Source organism: Streptomyces fuscichromogenes, assembly GCF_014645815.1.
GTDB classification, from domain to species: domain Bacteria; phylum Actinomycetota; class Actinomycetes; order Streptomycetales; family Streptomycetaceae; genus Streptomyces; species Streptomyces fuscichromogenes.
Map to the genome: position 1 here is coordinate 145,534 of NZ_BMML01000012.1, position 16,945 is coordinate 162,478.

Annotated in this window: 16 protein-coding genes; 8 read left to right on the forward strand and 8 right to left on the reverse strand. The window is 72.2% G+C overall.

The features are described 5' to 3' along the window. Positions 1-53: 53 nt before the first annotated feature. The gene (locus tag IEZ11_RS25975; RefSeq protein WP_189265287.1) at positions 54-803 is read right to left on the reverse strand and encodes a dienelactone hydrolase family protein; all 750 of its coding nucleotides are present in this window, start codon (positions 801-803) and stop codon (positions 54-56) included. A gap of 116 nt (positions 804-919) precedes the next feature. Between IEZ11_RS25975 and IEZ11_RS25980 the strand changes: the two genes are divergently transcribed. From IEZ11_RS25980 to IEZ11_RS25990, 3 genes are all read left to right on the forward strand, one after another. After that, positions 920-1,609, forward strand: coding sequence for a DUF6215 domain-containing protein (locus tag IEZ11_RS25980; protein ID WP_189265288.1), 690 nt, complete (start codon positions 920-922; stop codon positions 1,607-1,609). 692 nt (positions 1,610-2,301) lie between these two features. Next, the gene (locus IEZ11_RS25985) at positions 2,302-2,886 is read left to right on the forward strand and encodes a TetR/AcrR family transcriptional regulator (protein WP_229713360.1); all 585 of its coding nucleotides are present in this window, start codon (positions 2,302-2,304) and stop codon (positions 2,884-2,886) included. A 136-nt stretch (positions 2,887-3,022) separates the two neighbouring features. After that, positions 3,023-3,487 (forward strand): PaaI family thioesterase, encoded by a 465-nt coding sequence (locus tag IEZ11_RS25990; protein ID WP_189265289.1) that lies wholly within the window; start codon positions 3,023-3,025, stop codon positions 3,485-3,487. A 34-nt stretch (positions 3,488-3,521) separates the two neighbouring features. Here the strand turns inward: IEZ11_RS25990 and IEZ11_RS25995 are convergent, their stop codons facing one another. From IEZ11_RS25995 to IEZ11_RS26005, 3 genes are all read right to left on the reverse strand, one after another. After that, entirely contained in the window at positions 3,522-5,552 is a 2,031-nt protein-coding gene (locus IEZ11_RS25995) for an NAD(+) synthase (RefSeq protein WP_189265418.1), read from the reverse strand. Positions 5,553-5,736: 184 nt separating this feature from the next. After that, positions 5,737-6,573 carry a PaaX family transcriptional regulator gene (locus IEZ11_RS26000; RefSeq protein ID WP_189265290.1) on the reverse strand — a complete coding sequence of 279 codons (837 nt, stop codon included), beginning with the start codon at positions 6,571-6,573 and terminating at the stop codon, positions 5,737-5,739. A gap of 293 nt (positions 6,574-6,866) precedes the next feature. After that, the gene (locus IEZ11_RS26005; RefSeq protein ID WP_189265291.1) at positions 6,867-7,859 is read right to left on the reverse strand and encodes a phospholipase D-like domain-containing protein; all 993 of its coding nucleotides are present in this window, start codon (positions 7,857-7,859) and stop codon (positions 6,867-6,869) included. Between the two features lie 335 nt (positions 7,860-8,194). Between IEZ11_RS26005 and IEZ11_RS26010 the strand changes: the two genes are divergently transcribed. Together IEZ11_RS26010 and IEZ11_RS26015 are read left to right on the forward strand one after the other, a co-directional pair. Beyond that, positions 8,195-10,579, forward strand: a complete 2,385-nt coding sequence (locus IEZ11_RS26010) for an ATP-binding cassette domain-containing protein (RefSeq protein WP_189265292.1) — start codon at positions 8,195-8,197, stop codon at positions 10,577-10,579. Between the two features lie 306 nt (positions 10,580-10,885). Beyond that, positions 10,886-11,392, forward strand: a complete 507-nt coding sequence (locus IEZ11_RS26015; protein WP_189265293.1) for a MarR family winged helix-turn-helix transcriptional regulator — start codon at positions 10,886-10,888, stop codon at positions 11,390-11,392. Between the two features lie 45 nt (positions 11,393-11,437). On the opposite strand, the gene IEZ11_RS26020 is transcribed toward IEZ11_RS26015, so the two are convergent. The 4 genes from IEZ11_RS26020 to IEZ11_RS52250 all read right to left on the reverse strand — a co-directional run bounded on the left by IEZ11_RS26020 (position 11,438) and on the right by IEZ11_RS52250 (position 14,358). Beyond that, complete coding sequence (locus tag IEZ11_RS26020) at positions 11,438-11,875, reverse strand: universal stress protein (RefSeq protein WP_308426498.1); 438 nt, start codon at positions 11,873-11,875, stop codon at positions 11,438-11,440. A 211-nt stretch (positions 11,876-12,086) separates the two neighbouring features. Continuing rightward, a complete protein-coding gene (locus IEZ11_RS26025) occupies positions 12,087-12,941 on the reverse strand; it encodes a DMT family transporter (protein ID WP_189265294.1) in 855 nt (284 codons plus the stop codon). Between the two features lie 41 nt (positions 12,942-12,982). After that, positions 12,983-13,903, reverse strand: a complete 921-nt coding sequence (locus tag IEZ11_RS26030; protein WP_189265295.1) for an NADP-dependent oxidoreductase — start codon at positions 13,901-13,903, stop codon at positions 12,983-12,985. A 236-nt stretch (positions 13,904-14,139) separates the two neighbouring features. After that, positions 14,140-14,358, reverse strand: coding sequence for a PfkB family carbohydrate kinase (locus IEZ11_RS52250; protein WP_308426499.1), 219 nt, complete (start codon positions 14,356-14,358; stop codon positions 14,140-14,142). 323 nt (positions 14,359-14,681) lie between these two features. On the opposite strand from IEZ11_RS52250, the gene IEZ11_RS26040 reads away from it, so the two are divergent. From IEZ11_RS26040 to IEZ11_RS26050, 3 genes are all read left to right on the forward strand, one after another. After that, a complete protein-coding gene (locus IEZ11_RS26040) occupies positions 14,682-14,888 on the forward strand; it encodes a DUF2180 family protein (RefSeq protein ID WP_189265296.1) in 207 nt (68 codons plus the stop codon). Between the two features lie 73 nt (positions 14,889-14,961). Beyond that, entirely contained in the window at positions 14,962-15,405 is a 444-nt protein-coding gene (locus IEZ11_RS26045) for a Fur family transcriptional regulator (RefSeq protein ID WP_229713361.1), read from the forward strand. Positions 15,406-15,614: 209 nt separating this feature from the next. After that, a complete protein-coding gene (locus IEZ11_RS26050) occupies positions 15,615-16,874 on the forward strand; it encodes an MFS transporter (protein ID WP_189265297.1) in 1,260 nt (419 codons plus the stop codon). Positions 16,875-16,945 lie beyond the last annotated feature (71 nt).

Below are 16,945 nucleotides of genomic sequence, written 5' to 3' on the forward strand. Positions count from 1 at the left end.
CAGTCCTCTGGATGGATGTCCCGTGGGGGCGAGGCACCCTACCAGGGCGCGGTTCAGCGCAGAAGCGGTCCGTCCGACGCGCAGGCCTGCGCCGTCCACCCGTCGAGGTCGCGTTCGGGGCGCAGCAACCGCCTGATGGCGGCGGCGGAGGCGCGGTGCCAGTCGCGGCTGCGGCGGAGCATCGCGTGATCGCCGCCCCTGAGCAGCACCATTCCGGCCTGTGCGCCGGCCGTACGCGCCTGCCGTACGTACGCGGCCGAGTCGGCGGGGCCGGTGGTCCGGTCGTGGTCCCCGTGCAGGACGACGATCCGCGTCCCGGTGAGATCGTCCACGGGGTCGCCGGGCGGGCACCAGGGGGCCAGCGCGAGCACACCGCACACCGAGGGATCGGACGCCGCGCGCAGCGCCGCCCGGCCGCCCATCGAGTGGCCGACCAACACCACGGACGCGTCGCCGGCCAGACCGCGCAGCTCGTCGAGGGCGCGCAGGGTGTCCTGGAGCGCGTCGGCCGCGTCGTTCCAGCCCTGGTAGCGGTAGCGCACCTGGCCGATCAGCACGTCGCGGGGCGAGGAGACCGAGGCGGCGGCGGTCAGGAAGGGGCGCATGCGCAGCGCGGCCGGCTGCCAGGGGTGCGCCGGACGATGGCCGTTCTCCTGCCCGCCGTGCAGGACGAGCACCGCGGCGCGCGTGCGGTCCCGCGGCCTGCGACGCACCACCAGGGCGCTCCCGTCCGCCTCGACGACCCGTCCGTCGGCCACCGCGTCCACCCCTGTTCTCTCCGGTTCGAAGCGTCCTGTCGCCATCAAACACTCCCGGAGGATCTCCCTGCCACCGAGACGCATGTGCGACGTGTGCCTTCCCCCGTGGACATCGGTTAGGCTCCACCGCGCACAGGGGACGCACAACGGGGGTGGGGGACATGACCGAAGGCTTCGCCGAGCCCGAAAAGGACGGCAGACCGGGGCTTCAGGCGATCGCGGCGGTGGCCTTGTTCGCGGTCGTCGTGGGCGCCCTGTGGGCGCAGAAGGAGTTCGTCCACCAGAAGGACACCTCCGGTGAACCGGCGGCCTGTTCGAAGCCGGACGACCACCTGCCGGCCCGCTATGTGTCCGGCGCCCGGCTGTGCAAGGCGCTCAACCGCCCGGATCTGCCGGTACTGCTGGGGACTTCGCGTGAGGTGGCCCAGACCGCCGACGGCAGCGGGGAGTGGCTCACGCTCGCCGGGGGCAAGAAGCTCGCCGAACCCGAGGCGACGGTGACCCTGAAGACGTATTCCGTGAAGCTGACGGCGTCGTACGACGACATGACCGTCTCCGAGGCGGCCGGCCTGCTCACCGACGCCCGCAGGACGACCGTCCTCGGACACCCCGCCGTCCTCTACTCCAGCCCGACCTTCTCCATCGGCTTCGACCTCGGCGGCGGCAAGGCGAGCACGGGCCCCGGCGGGACCGCGCGCTGTGTCCTGGTCTCCAAGCAGGGCAAGGACGACGGCAAGGGCACGTTCGAAGTCGCACTGTGGCGACAGGACGACGTACCGCCTGACGACATGGCCCTGGTGCGGGTGGCGGAACAGGTGCTGCCGACCGTCCCGGGCTGGAACGGCCACTGACGGCCACTGACGGCCCCGGGCGGGACCGGGCGGCAACGGGCGACTGACGGCCCCGGGCGGCACCCGGAGCGCCGTGGGTCGAGCGGGTCTTCGTCTGGCCCGGCGGCCGGGGACCGGTCCGACGCCGCGTCAGCTCTCTACGGGGTGACCGCTGTTGTGAAGGCGAGGCCGTGCGCCGAGAGCGGCGCCGGCAGCGCGGGCAGGGTGCCGAGGAGGCCGGTCACCGCGTCGAGGACGGGAGAAGGGGAGGCCGCGGGAGACCAGGGAGCGCATGGGTTTCCTTTCGAGAGGTGCTGTCCTGCGCCCACCGTGGAAAGCGGAGGGAGGCCCCGCAACCGGTCACCGGGCGTGCGGCACGCCGGCCGTCGGCGCGGTCCGCACATGCGAGGAGCCCCGTCCCTGACGGATCAGGGACGGGGCTCCTCGGGTGGAGCGCCGGGCAGGCCTTGCACCTGCATTTCCCCGCAGGAAGCGGAGCGTCTTTCCTTGGACCACCAACGCATCGCGTGTCACCCGGAGTTGGGTGCCTCGCTCAAGATCGAGCTTACCCTGGCGAGGGCGTCGGCCACAAACCCGGCCGGGGACCCGTCCTGGACTCCCGCAGCTTCCCTCTTGCATGTTCTATGGCACACACCATAATTTACCCTTCGGTAAGGACATGACCGTGTCTTCGAGGGAAGGGCGGTGGGCTGATGAGCCCGCGCACCAGCGACAGCCGGGAACGGATGCTCCGCGGTGCGGCGGAGCTGCTGCGCGAGTACGGTGCCGGTGCCACCAGCATCGACCGGGTCCTCGCCCGCACCGGCGCGCCCCGGGGCTCCGTCTACCACCACTTCCCCGGCGGGCGCGCCCAGTTGGTCGAGGAGGCGGTGATCCGGTCCGGTGACGGCATGCTGAGGCGGATCGACGTCGCCATGGCGGCCCAGGACCCGCTGGAGGCGGTGGACTCCTTCTTCGCGCTGTGGCGGGAGCGGCTGGCGCAGAGCGGCTACCGCGTCGGCTGCCCGGTCGTGGCCGTGGCCGCGGAGACCAACGACGAAGCACCTCAGCTCGCCCGCTCCGCCGCCGTCGTCTTCGCCCGCTGGCAGGAGGCGCTCGCCGCGCACTTCCGCCGACACGGCCTCCCGGAGGCACGCAGCACCCGGCTGGCGGCCTTCGTCATCGCCGCCCTCGAAGGCGCAGTGATCATGTGCCGTGCCGAACAGAGCACCGCCCCGCTGGACGCGGCCGCCGCCGAGCTGCGCGAACTACTGACTCACGCGTTCCCGGACCGATGACGACCCGCGGCGATCCGCGGCGACCATCGACGCTCATTGACGACCTGACGACCTGACGACCTGACGATCGGCGTGGCCCGCTGCCCGGACGGCGGGCCGTCCCGTACCACCACACCAGCACACCTAGGAGCCACCCGTGTCCACCACCGACCTCGCCGCCCTGTCCGGTCTCGAACTGATGCGCTGGATACAGTCCGCGCGGCCGACCGACGCCGTGACTCCCTCCATCGGCCGGCTGCTCGGCATGCGCTTCGACGAGGTGGAGCACGGTCGTATGGTCATCTCGCTCGACACCCGCCCCGACTTCGCCAACCCCCTCGGCATCGTCCACGGCGGCATCGCGGCCACCCTCCTCGACTCCGTGATGGGCTGTGCCGTCCACACCACCCTGCCCGCCGGCGTCGGCTACACCACCCTCGAACTCAAGGTGAACTACATCCGCGCCGCCCACACCGGAGGCCAGACCCTCACGGCCGAGGGCACCGTCATCCACGTCGGCCGCTCCACCGCCACGGCCGAGGGCAAGGTGCTGGACGAGCAGGGGAAGCTGATCGCCCACGCGACGACCACCTGCCTCGTCATGCGGCCGGGCGGCAACTGACGCGGGACGCGTCGCCCCCCCGGCGGGCGGGCGGCTACTCCGGAACGCGGGCCAGGTCCTGCAGCCAGGCCTTCGCCGAACTGTCCGACGGGGCACGCCAGTCGCCGCGCGGGGAGAGCGAGCCGCCCGCCGAGACCTTCGGTCCGTTCGGCATCGCCGAGCGCTTGAACTGGGCGAAGGCGAAGAAGCGGCGGCAGAAGTAGTCGAGCCAGTGCCGGATCTCGGCGAGGTCGTACTCCTTGCGATCGGCCTCGGGGAAGCCGGGCGGCCAGGCGCCCGCGTTCCGGTCGTGCCAGGCGTGCCAGGCCAGGAAGGCGATCTTCGACGGGCGGAACCCGTGCCGCAGCACCTGGTAGAGGGTGAAGTCGTGCAGCGCGTACGGGCCGATCTTGGACTCGGTGGACTGGAGCTCCTCGCCCGGCACCAGCTCCGGGCTGATCTCCGTGTCGAGGATCGCGGCCAGCGTGCTGCCGGTCTCCGCGTCGAACTGCTCGCTGCTGATCACCCAGCGGATCAGGTGCTGGATCAGCGTCTTCGGCACCCCGGAGTTGACGTTGTAGTGACTCATCTGGTCGCCGACACCGTACGTCGACCAGCCGAGCGCCAGCTCCGACAGGTCCCCGGTGCCGAGGACGATGCCGCCGCGCTGGTTGGCCAGCCGGAAGAGGTAGTCGGTGCGCAGCCCGGCCTGGACGTTCTCGAAAGTCACGTCGTAGACCGGCTCCCCGGAGGCGAACGGGTGGCCCATCTCCTGGAGCATCAGCCGCGCGGTCGGCGTGATGTCCAGCTCGGCCGCGGTCACGCCGAGCGAGTTCATCAGGCGGTGGGCGTTGCCCTTGGTGTGCTCGCCCGTCGCGAAGCCCGGCAGGGTGAAGGCCAGGATGTCGCCGCGCGGACGGCCGGCGCGGTCCATCGCCCGCGCGGCCACGATCAGTGCGTGCGTGGAGTCGAGGCCGCCGGACACCCCGATGACCACCTTCGGGCCGCCGATCGCGGCCAGCCGCTGCTGGAGCGCGGCGACCTGGATGTTGTAGGCCTCGTAGCAGTCCTGGGCCAGCCGCTCGGCGTCGGCCGGTACGAACGGGAAGCGCTCGACCCTGCGGCGCAGGCCCAGGTCGGCCGGCGGCGGGTCGAGCCGGAAGGGGACGGTCCGGAAGTCCCCGGTGCGGGCCGCGTGGGTACGGCGGTTGTCGTCGAACGAACCCATCCGGGCCCGCTCCTGCCGCAGCAGGTCCAGGTCCACGTCGGCCACCGCGTACTGGTCGCCCAGCGGGAACCGGTCCGTCTCGGCCAGCAGCGCGCCGTTCTCGTAGATCATGGTCTGGCCGTCCCAGGACAGGTCCGTGGACGACTCACCGAGCCCGGCCGCCGCGTAGACGTACGCGGCGAGACAGCGCTGCGACGCGGAGCGGCAGAGCAGCTTCCGGTCCTCCGCGCGGCCGACCGTGATCGGGCTGCCCGAGAGGTTGACCAGGACGGTCGCCCCGGCGAGCGCGGCCTCCGCGCTGGGCGGCACCGGCACCCACATGTCCTCGCAGATCTCGGCGTGCAGCACGAGACCCGGGACGTCCTCCGCCTCGAAGAGAAGGTCCACCCCGAACGGCACGCTCTCGCCGCCGATCCGGATGGTGCCGCCGCGCTCGTCGTCGCCCGCGGCGATCTGGCGCCGCTCGTAGAACTCCCGGTAGTTCGGCGGGTACGACTTGGGGGCGACCCCGAGGATCCGGCCGCGGTGCACGAACACCGCGCAGTTGTAGACCCGGTTGCGGTGGCGCAGCGGGGCGCCGACCACGAGGACCGGCAGCAGTCCGGCCGAACCGGCCGTCACCGTCGCGACGGCCTCCTCGACCTGGTCGAGCACCGCGTCCTGGAGCAGCAGGTCCTCGATCGAGTAGCCGGTCAGGCCGAGCTCCGGGAAGACCGCCACCGCGACGCCCTCCTCGGCGCAGCTGCGGGCCTGGCGCAGGACCGCCTCGGCGTTGGCACGCGGGTCGGCGATGACGGTGTGGCCCGTGCACGAGGCGACGCGCGCGAAGCCGTGCTCATAGATCGACCAGAAGTTCAACGGGACTTCCTCGGGAGAGACGGACACGGTGCGGATGCCGGACAGGGAGCGTCGCCTTGCACGAGCACCCTCTCCTTCGACGGTCGGGCGAACCCCTTGCTCCAAGCAGCATAGATCGCCCGATGATCTCGGCTGACCAGGGATTCCGTGCGGGCCGAGGGGCGGTCTGCCGGGGCGCGACGGGTCACAGGGGCGTGGTCTCCAGCAGGGCCGCGGCCATCCGGCGGGCGGGGGCCTCGGTCTCGGCCGCGACGCGGTGGAACGTCGTCTCCGCCTCGTGGGCCGGCCAGTCGGCGGGCAGGTGCCGGACGGGAAGCCGCGGATCGGTGCGGATGATGTCCAGCCACTCGCTGACCAGCCGCAGCCGGGTGACGACGGCGTCGTCGTCGGGACCGGCCCGCCATGCCTCCCAGCGGCTGTGGAAGTCCTCGTAGCGGGCCGCGATCGACTCCAGGTCCCAGGTGTCGCGGATCATGAGGTCGATGTCCGTCGCCCCGTCGGCCAGCGCGTGGAAGATCTTCACATGGGCGGAGAGCCCGAGTTCGGCGACGACGGCGGAGACGTCCACCCGGCCGGGTGCGATCCACAGCCCGCTGTAGAGCGGTCCGAAACCCGACCAGCCGAGCTGGGAGCGCAGATCGTGCCGCTGGCGCTGCCAGGACTCCGGCAGCGAGAAGCCGAGCAGGGTCCAGGAGCCGTCCCAGTCGTCGTTGACGGCGCCGGTCTCCCAGACACGGCGCCCGCCGTCGTGCAGGATCTGGGTGGCGAGCGGAGTCAGGCCAAAGTACATCCGGCGGCCCTGCCGTTGCCGTTGCAGCAGGTTCCGGTTGACCATGCGGGTGAGCGTGGAGCGGACGGCCTGCTCGCCGACGCCCGCCCGGCCCAGGACCGTGATGATGCTGCCCGAGTAGACGGCCAGCGGCCCCTGCTCCAGTACGTGGTTGCCGAAGAAGGCGAGCAGGAGCGACTGCGGCCGGGGCTGCGGGGTGTCCGGGGGCTCCGGGACGATCTCGGCGTTCACGTGCGCAAGGTTACGGCCAGGTGGCGCCCGCCGGAGGTGCGGGTCGTGCCCCGGGCGGCGGCCGGCGGTCACCGGCTCGGCCGGTCACACGGTGCCCTGCGGCTGCCTCGGCATCGGGTCTGCGCGGCGGCTCCACGGCCTGCCGGGCGACGCCCCGGCGGGTGCCGCGCCGACCGGCGACACCCGCCCCGGTGGCGAGCACCCGCCCCGGCCGGGCCTGAGCGCGGCCGGGGCGGGCCGAAGCGCGGCCGGGGCGGGCCCGCGGAACCGGGCGGGCCCGCGGACGCGGACCGCTATGCGGCGGTGCCGCCCGAGTAGTCGCTGTTGAACGTGGTCTCGACGGTCGTGGCCACCGACTGCGCCACCCCGGTGCCCGTGAGGATGATGCCCAGCTCACGGTTGTTGGAGAGGGAGTTGCTGCTGATGTTCATGGAGCCGGCCTCCACCTCCTGGGTGGACAGGCCGTAGTCGGCGACCATGGCCTTGGCGTGGATGTAGAAGCCGTCGGGGTCGGAGTAGCCGACGACCGTGCCGCCCGCGGCCTTGATCGCGGAGACCTCGCTGGAGTAGTCGCCCGGCGTCTCCAGGACCACCCGCACCTTCACCCCCGCCTTGGCTCTGGCGACGATCGCGTTGACCACCGTGCTGTCGCTGAACTCCAGCTCCTCGACGTCGAGCGTCGTGGTGGCGGCGTTGACCACGGTCAGCAGGCGGCTGCGCGAGTCGGTGGGGGACCAGAGCAGGTGGTCGCCGTCGGTGGGGGTGATCGAGGTGCCCGCGTAGTCGGCGTTGAAGACCTTCTCGATCGCCGCGACATCCCGGGTGTCGTCGGTGAAGACGCCGTAGTCCCGGCCGGTCGAGTAGTACTGGGAGGTCAGGTTGCCGGTCAGGACCAGGGACTTGGCGGCGTCGACCGTGATGGTCTTCTGGTGCGTGTAGACGAAGCTGGTCGACGACCACGCCACGCCCACGCCCGCGTTCGTGAGGGAGGTGTAGGCGGAGTTGTTGGCGCTCTTGTGCGCCTGGTCCAGGACGACCCGCACGGTGACGCCCTTTTTCTCGAGGGCGATGAGGTCGTTGACGGCCGTGGTGTCCTCCAGCTCGTACATCGTCATGTCCAGCGAGCTGGTGGCCGAGTTGATGAAGTCGTAGATCGTCGGCTCGCTGCTGCTGAGCGAGAAGGCGAACGCGGTGTAGCTCGCGGCGTTCGCGGGGACCGCGGTGGCGACCACGGCTGCGCTGGCCGCCAGGGCGACACCCGCGCGAACGAGAAGCTTCGACAGCATGTGCGTGACTCCTAGTCGAATAGACGCTCACGTGGGGGGTGGGTGAGCGTGGGCATGACACCACGCGCGTAGACTGCCGAGGAAGGGAAGCCGGGTGAACTCACCGTTACCTGTGCGGCGTGCGGCCGGACATAGCGGACTCGGCGCAGGTGGGGACCGGTTCATGGGCAGCCCGCGAGAACGCAAAATCTTCGTAGCCCGGCGTCCGGGACCCGGTGGACGACCGTCCGGGTGGCAGGACAGGTCAGGAACGGAGAAGCGCCGCTGTTCCTCCCCGGCTAGCGTGGCGGCCATCGACCAGGGCGCCGCGCAGCACACGAAGACGGGGTTTGAGCATGGCCACAGAGACCGGGACCACCACGTCCACACCGCACGTGGCCGACAGTCACGGCCTGATCCGTGTGCACGGCGCGCGGGAGAACAACCTCAAGGACGTCAGCATCGAGATCCCGAAGCGCCGGCTGACGGTCTTCACCGGAGTCTCCGGTTCGGGCAAGAGCTCGCTGGTGTTCGACACCATCGCCGCCGAGTCGCAGCGGCTGATCAACGAGACCTACCCCGCCTTCGTCCAGGGCTTCATGCCGAACCTGGCCCGCCCCGAGGTCGACGTCCTCGACGGACTGACCACCGCGATCATCGTGGACCAGCAGCGGATGGGCGGTGCCCCCCGCTCCACCGTCGGTACCGCCACCGACGCCAACGCCCTGCTGCGCATCCTCTTCAGCCGCCTCGGCAGGCCGTACATCGGCTCGCCCAAGGCGTTCTCCTTCAACATCGCCTCGATCAGCGGGGCGGGCGCCGTCACCGTCGAACGTGCCGGGCAGAAGGTGAAGGAGCGGCGCAGCTTCAGCATCACCGGCGGCATGTGTCCTCGCTGCGAGGGCCGGGGCGCCGTCACCGACCTCGACCTGGCCCAGCTCTACGACGAGAACCTGTCCCTCAACGAGGGCGCGATCACCGTCCCCGGCTACAAGGGCGGCGGCTGGAACTCCCGCCTCTACGCCGAGTCCGGCTTCTTCGACCCGGACAAGCCGGTCAGCAAGTTCACCAAGAGGGAGTTGCAGGACTTCCTGCACCGGGAGCCGACCCGGATGAAGATCGCGGGCATCAACATGACCTACGAAGGTCTGATCCCGCGCATCCAGAAGTCGATGCTCTCCAAGGACAAGGAGTCGATGCAGCCGCACATCCGCGAGTTCGTGGAGCGTGCGGTCACCTTCGCCACCTGCCCCGAGTGCGACGGCACCCGGCTGAGCGAGGGCGCCCGCTCCTCGAAGATCGACGGGATCAGCATCGCCGACGCCTGCGCGATGCAGATCAGCGACCTGGCCGAGTGGGTCAGGGGCCTCGACGAAGCCTCGGTGGCACCCCTTCTCGCCACGCTCCACCACACCCTGGAGTCGTTCGTGGAGATCGGCCTCGGCTATCTCTCGCTCGACCGGCCGGCCGGCACCCTCTCCGGCGGGGAGGCGCAGCGCACCAAGATGATCCGCCACCTCGGCTCCTCGCTCACCGATGTCACCTACGTCTTCGACGAGCCCACCACCGGCCTGCACCCGCACGACATCCAGCGGATGAACGGCCTGCTGCTGCGGCTGCGCGACAAGGGCAACACCGTGCTCGTCGTGGAGCACAAGCCGGAGGTCATCGCCATCGCCGACCACGTCGTCGACCTCGGCCCCGGCGCGGGCGCGGGCGGCGGCACCATCTGCTTCGAGGGCACCGTCGAGGCGCTGCGGACCGGCGGCACCATCACCGGCCGCCACTTCGACGACCGGGCCGCCCTCAAGGACTCGGTCCGCAAGCCCACCGGCGCCCTGGAGATCCGCGGCGCGTCCGCCCACAACCTCCAGGGCGTCGACGTCGACATCCCGCTCGGCGTGCTGGCCGTCGTGACCGGGGTCGCGGGCTCCGGCAAGAGCTCCCTGGTGCACGGCTCGATCCCGGCCGGCGCCGGGGTGGTCTCCGTCGACCAGGGCGCGATCCGCGGCTCCCGGCGCAGCAACCCGGCGACCTACACCGGACTGCTCGACCCGATCCGCAAGGCCTTCGCCAAGCAGAACGGCGTCAAGCCCACCCTGTTCAGCTCCAACTCCGAGGGCGCCTGCCCCACCTGCAACGGCGCCGGGGTCGTCTACACCGACCTGGCGATGATGGCGAGCGTCGCCAGCACCTGCGAGGAGTGCGACGGGAAGCGGTTCGAGGCGTCGGTCCTCGACTACCACCTCGGCGGCCGGGACATCAGCGAGGTGCTGGCGATGCCGGTGACCGAGGCCGAGGCGTTCTTCGCCGCGGGCGAGGCGCACACCCCGGCCGCCCACCGCATCCTCCAGCGGCTCAAGGACGTCGGCCTCGGCTACCTCACGATCGGCCAGCCGCTCACCACGCTGTCCGGCGGAGAGCGTCAGCGCCTCAAGCTGGCCACGCACATGGCCGACAAGGGCGGCGTCTACGTCCTCGACGAGCCGACCGCGGGTCTGCACCTCGCCGATGTCGAGCAGCTCCTCGGCCTGCTGGACCGGTTGGTCGACTCCGGCAAGTCGGTCATCGTCGTCGAGCACCATCAGGCGGTCATGGCCCACGCCGACTGGATCATCGACCTCGGCCCCGGCGCCGGCCACGACGGCGGCCGGATCGTCTTCGAGGGCACCCCGGCCGACCTGGTGGCCGCCCGCTCGACCCTCACCGCCGAGCACCTCGCACAGTACGTCGGCGCCTGAGCGAGCCCGCCCGGCGACGGTCGGACACGCCGACCGGGCCGGCGCGTCGGCCTGGCCGGTGGGTTGACGGGAGCATGGGCGACGAACGTTCCCGCGGCCGCGGCCGGAACCCGCGTCCCGGCCGAGCGCCCGCCCGACGCCCCGGAGGCGGCGGGTAGCGCGCAGCGCCGTCGGCATGTTGCCCCGGGCCGGGCGCGGCAGGCGGTCGTGGGCGATGTGCCGCTCCCCGGGGCAGGAGCAGGGCCACGGGCAGGGGCGGGAAGCCGGCCGCGTGAATATTCAAACGTACCTCGCTAGGCTGCGGCCATGACCACGACGCCGCGCTGGCTGAACCCCGAAGAACGACGGGCGTGGCTCGCCTACGTCCAGTTCTCCACGCACCTGTCCGACCACCTGAACCGCCAGCTGCGGCGCGACGCGGGGATGACCCACGCCGACTACACCCTGCTCGCCCACCTGTCCTCGGTGAAGGACCACAGCCTGACCATGTCCGAGCTGGCCGAACGCCTGAAGATCACCCGGAGCCGTCTCACCCACGCCGTGACCCGACTCCAGGAGGCCGGCTACGTCGACCGCCGCGAGGACCCCGTCAACCGCCGCAACCAGCACGCCGTCCTCACCCCGGCGGGCATCAGCCTCCTGGAGCGCGCGGCCCCCGGCCACGTCGAGGCGGTCCGCCGGGCCGTCTTCGACGCCCTCACCCCGGAGCAGGTGACCCAGTTCGCCGCGATCGGCGAGGCCGTCAACACCGCCCTCCAGCGCATGGACGCCGACAGCGACCGGCAGGAGGCGCTGCCCTGGCGACGCCGCTAGCGGGCAGCGCCCACCGCACCGGCACGGCGCACGGCCGGGGTGTGGTCAGGCCTCGTCCCGCGCCTCCGGGGCCAGCAGGATCGCCGTGTTGGTGCGGTGTGCGACGGCGTCGCTGACCCGCGGGTCGAACAGCGCCTCGACGGAGCCGCGGTGGTGCGGGCTCAGGACGATGAGATCGGCCGCGAACTCCTCGGCCGTCTCGGCGATGGCGGACGCGACCTGCGTGGTCAGCCCCCTGACGAGAGTCCCCTCGGCCTTGACGCCCTGGTCGCGCAGCACCGTCAGTGCCTCGTCGAGCACGGCCCTGGCCTCGGTGTCCTCCTCCAGGGGCACGACCGCGGCGATGGAGGCGGCGGTGGCGATGACGTGTACGACGCGGACCTCGGCGTTCGTCAGCTGTGCCAGCTCGCCGGCCAGCCGTACGGCGGAGTGGCGGGCGGGGCCGGGATCGACGGCGACGAGGATGCGCTGGAACACGGACACTCTGTTTCCCCTTCCGGAGGCGTGGAAAGTCGACTCGGTGGTCAGGGACGCCGGATCACGGCGTGACGGGTCGGCGCGTCCGGCGCCGAACGAGTTCTTCCAGCCCCACTCCTATGATCATCGCACTGGCGGTCGGTGTGGCGGACGGCGGCCTGTGTAACGGCCACTGAACTGCCCCCGGCCGTCCGGTGGCCGCCTCCCGGTGGCAGCCTCACCGCATGACGTCGACGAGGTGCGGGACCACCCGGGTCAGCCGGGTCACGCCCCACAGGATCAGACCGGCACCGGCCACCTCGGGCAGCAGCCACCACCCGGTGCGGACCGACTCGTCGAACAGGGCGACGCCCAGCAGCAGGCTCACCGCCGCGTCGCCGATCGTCAGCGCGGGCTGGGAGGCCACGAGCGGACCGGCCTGCAACGCGTTCTCCAGCAGCATCAGCGCCGCGATCCCGGTGACCGCGAAGCCGTAGGTCTGCCAGGTGGTGAGGAACGCGGTGAGCCCGCCGTCCGCGAGGCGGCCGGTGGCCGACTTCATGAGGGCGGCGGTCAGCGCGTTGCCGAGCGCGGCTCCCGAGGCCAGGGCCGCCGCGCGGAACAGCGGCGACGAGGACGACCGTACGAGCAGCACCGCGACCGCGATGGCGCCGAGGACGAGGGCGAGAACCGGGATCCAGCGCTGCATGGAGGCCTGCTGACGGCCGCCGGACGGGGCCGCCGCGGCGAGCAGCAGGGCCAGTCCGGCCACCACCACCGCGATCGTCCGCCAGCCCTCCGGACTCGGCCGGCGATGCATCAGCGGTACGGCGATCAGCAGCGCGAACGGCAGCTCCAGCATGAACAGCGGCTGGACCAAGGCCATCGGCCCGTTGACCAGGGCCAGCGCCTGGAACACCGCGGCCCCCGTCACCCCTGCGATACCGATGGCCCAGGCGGGCCGCCGTACCAGCACCAGCAGCAGGCGCAGCCCGCTGCGGCCGGGCACGGTGGACGCGGCCTTGCGCTGGAAGGCCGTGCCCGCCGCATTGCTGACGGCACCCAGGACGGCGAAGAGCACGGCGAGCACCATGGTTCCAGCATGCCTGCTGCGCCCCGCCCGCTCAGCCGGGACTACGGCCGGAGCACGATCTTGCCGTGGGCGTGCCCCTGCTCCAGCTCGGTGAACGCGTCCCGCACCTGTGCCAGCGGGTAGACGCGGGCGATCGGGACCTCCAGCCCGCCCCGTGCGGCGAGCCGCGCGAGTTCACCGACCACCACCGCCGACGCGGCCGAGCCCTCCCCGTACGTCCGGGCCCCGACTCTGGCGGCGGCCTGCCAGTCGCGGATGGTGTTGATCCGTTCGGGCGGCACGCCCAGGTCCACGGCCAGGTCCACGTAGCCGTCGCCGAAGGTGTCGATGAACGCGTCGACCGGCCTGTCGCCGGCGGCTTTCCGGATCCGGTCGGCCACGCCCTCCCCGTAGCCGACCGGGACCACGCCGTGGGCCGCCAGCCACGCGTGGTTCGGCTCGCTCGCCAGTCCGATGACGATGGCACCGCGTCGCCGCGCGAGCTGTACGGCGAGCGATCCCACGCCGCCGGCCGCCCCGGACACCACGACGGTCTCGTCCGGCCGGGGGTCCACCGCGAACACGGTCGCGTACGCCGTGGTGCCGGCCACGTACAGCGATCCGGCCACCTCCCAGGGCAGCCCGTCCGGACGGACCACCAGGTTCACGTCCTCGGCCACGACGTACTCGGCGTGGCTCGCCCTGCCGTGGGTGAAGCCGAGCACCTCGTCGCCCACCGCGAAGCCGCGTACCTCGGGCCCGGTCTCCACCACGACGCCGGCCAGGTCGCTGCCCTGCCCGGAGGGGAACGTCGCGGGCCAGCGGCCGTGCCGGGCACCCCTGCGGATCATCACCTCGCCGGGCTGGATCCCGGCCGCGCGCACCTCGACCAGCACCTGCCCGGGCCCGGGCACCGGCCGTTCGACCTCCTCCACCCGCAGCACGTCGATCTCGCCGTACGTGTGGAACCGGACCGCCTTCATCGCGTGATCACCGCTCTTCCTCACTGGGACAGGCCTTCGCCGACGAGCCGCCGGCCGGTCACACACCGACCGCGGCCTGGCGTTCAACGACCTGACGGCGACGGTCTCTTCCCGGTCCCGCCGACGACGTCGTCGAGATCCGCGGGTACGTCAGGAAAGCCGGTCGGCCGGCGGGTCGCCGGCCAGGAACGCGGCCAGTTCCGTCCGGCCGGGCGCCGTGGCCGGACCGCGCCGGGTCACCGCACAGGCCGCCGCCGCGTGGGCGTCGCCGCGTGGGCGCCGCGCGCCGCCGTCAGTGGGTCGAACTCCTCGCCCGGCAGGGCGGGGAACGCACCCACGTGGGCGTCGCCCGCACCGTTGCTGTCCACGGCGGTGACCGGGAAACCCGGTACGTGCACGGGAGCCCGACCGGGGGCGGCCAGCCGGCAGCCGCCCTTGTCGGCCCGGACGAGCACCCCGGCCCCGGGCGCCAGCCGCTGCCCGAGCGCCCGGCAGCGCGGGGATCTCGATGACCACGTCGGCGATCACGTTCCCGGCGAGCACGAGCCGGCGGCTCATCGGTCGGCTCCCTGGAGCCGGGCCGCGACGGCTTCGCCGCTGTCGTCCGCGGCGTGAACAAGTCCGGGTGGTCCAGAGGCTCCGACCCGCTCTCTAAACTTGACTCTGTCAAAACTGGCCGGTTATGTTCGATGCGTGCCGAGGTGGCGAGACCCGTCGGCGCACGGCCATCACGCACCCCCACCGCACCAGCGGGTGGGCCCTCTCATCGGGAAGCCACATGCACTGTTACGACTGCGCCCAGGCGGGGCGTCACGACCGCGACGGAATCGGCGCCTGCACCCGCTGCGGCCTCTTCGCCTGCGCCGACCACTCCCGGGTCGTGCGGACCACCGTCCAGCGCCCCATCGGGGTGATCCCCATGACGAGCGCCCTCCCGTCCCGGCGCCTGGTCTGCGGCACCTGCCGCACGGCGGAGGCCGCGTAGAGCTGACTGAGTCAACTCTGGCTGTATCGTGCCCTCAGGGGGCGGAACGGTCGGTATGCCGTAGGAGAACGACATGACCATGGAGCAGCCGGCGGGTGACCTGCTCAAGCGCACGGGCCTGCGCAGCACGGCCCAGCGCAGGGCCGTCCTGACCGCGCTGCAAGGTCATCCGCACTCCACGGCGGCCGACCTGGAGACGCGGATCGGCGCGGACCGGGCCGAGGCCGGCGGACTCTCCCGGCAGGGCCTGTACAACGTGCTGGAGGACCTGGCGAAGGCACAGCTCGTCCGCTGCATCGAGCCCGCGGGCTCGCCCGCCCGGTACGAACTGCGCGTCGGGGACAACCATCACCACCTCGTCTGCCGCCGGTGCGGTCTGATCGAGGACGTCGACTGCTCCGTCGGCGCGGCACCGTGCCTCACCCCCGGCGACGACCGGGGCTTCGTCGTCGACGAGGCCGAGATCACCTGGTGGGGACTGTGCGCGGAGTGCCGCCGGGCCACCGTGGAGCAGTAGGTCCCGCCGTCTGCGTGTGACGCAGGTCATACCCTTGGGCGAGCCGATCCGGGAATGCGCGCTCGCCGCATCCCGCTGCAACGTTCTTGGGGCTCGGCTGGGCAAGGGCGCTCGGTGCGGCCGGCCACGGAAGACGGAGACGCTCTTGCGTGCCGACCGGCTTCCCCCCTGCCCGGACCCGCTGTCCCCGAAAGGTTCCCCCGCTCACCATGCCTCTGGCTCTGCTGGCCCTTGCCGTCGTCACGTTCGGTATCGGCACCACCGAGTTCGCCACCATGGGCCTGCTGCCCCAGATAGCGGACGGCGTCGGGGTGTCGGTCCCGCACGCCGGCAATCTCGTCTCGGCCTACGCCCTCGGCGTCGTCGTCGGCGCCCCCCTGCTGACCGGCATCGGTGCGCGCGTCCCGCACAAGCGGCTGCTGCTCCTGCTCACCGGGCTGTTCGTGGTGGGCAACACGGCCTCCGCGCTCGCCCCGAACTTCGGCCTGCTGTTCGCCGCCCGCTTCCTGGCGGGACTGCCGCACGGCGCCCTGTTCGGCGTGGGCGCCGTCGTCGCCTCCCGGCTGGTGGCCCCGGACCGTGCGGCACGCGCCGTCTCCCGGATCTTCCTCGGCCTCACCATCGCGAACATCGTCGGCGTCCCCGCCGGCACCGCCCTCGGCCAGCATCTTGGCTGGCGGTACGCCTACTGCGCGGTCGCCGTCATCGGCCTCGTGGCGCTCCTCGCGCTCGCCCTCCTCGTTCCCCACCAGCCGCGCGGTCCGCAGGCGGGCATCCGGCAGGAACTGCGGGCCATGGGCAACCGGCAGGTCTTCATCGGTCTGGCCACCGCCGTCGTCGGCTTCGGCGGCTTCTTCGCCGTCTACAGCTACCTCGTCCCCATGCTCACGCACCTGACGGGCATCTCCGACGCCTCGACCACCTGGGTCCTCGCCCTCTACGGCGTCGGCATGACCGTCGGCACCCTGCTCGCCGGCCCGCTCACCGACCGCGCCCTGCGCCCGACGCTGTACGCCGGGATCGTCCTGCTGGGGGCCGCGCTGGTGACCTTCTACTTCACCGTCCACAGCACGGTGCCGGCCCTGGTCACGGTCACCTTCATCGGAGCGATGGGCGCGCTCATCACCACGCCCGTCCAGATGCTGCTGATGATCAACGCCAAGGACGCCCCGACGATGGCGGCGGCCTCCAACCACTCCGCCTTCAACATGGCGAACGCGGCCGGCGCCTGGCTCGGCGGCCTGGTCATCTCGGCGGGCTGGGGCTGGGCCGCGCCCAACCTGGTCGGCGCGGTCCTCGCGGCGGCCGGGCTGGGGCTGGCCGTCACCGGCGGCCTCATGGACCGAGGCGACCGCCCCTCGAAGGTGATCACCGGGCAGGGCATCACGGAGTCGGAGTCGGAGTCGGAGCCGGAGTCGGGCCGGAGCGCCGCGGTCGCCCCGGTCCTGCCCGAGGCCGACCGGGGCTGACCCGCAGCCGGCTCCGCCACGGCCACCGACCGTCGGAGCGGTCGCGTGGGCACGTGGTCGCGTGGTCGCGT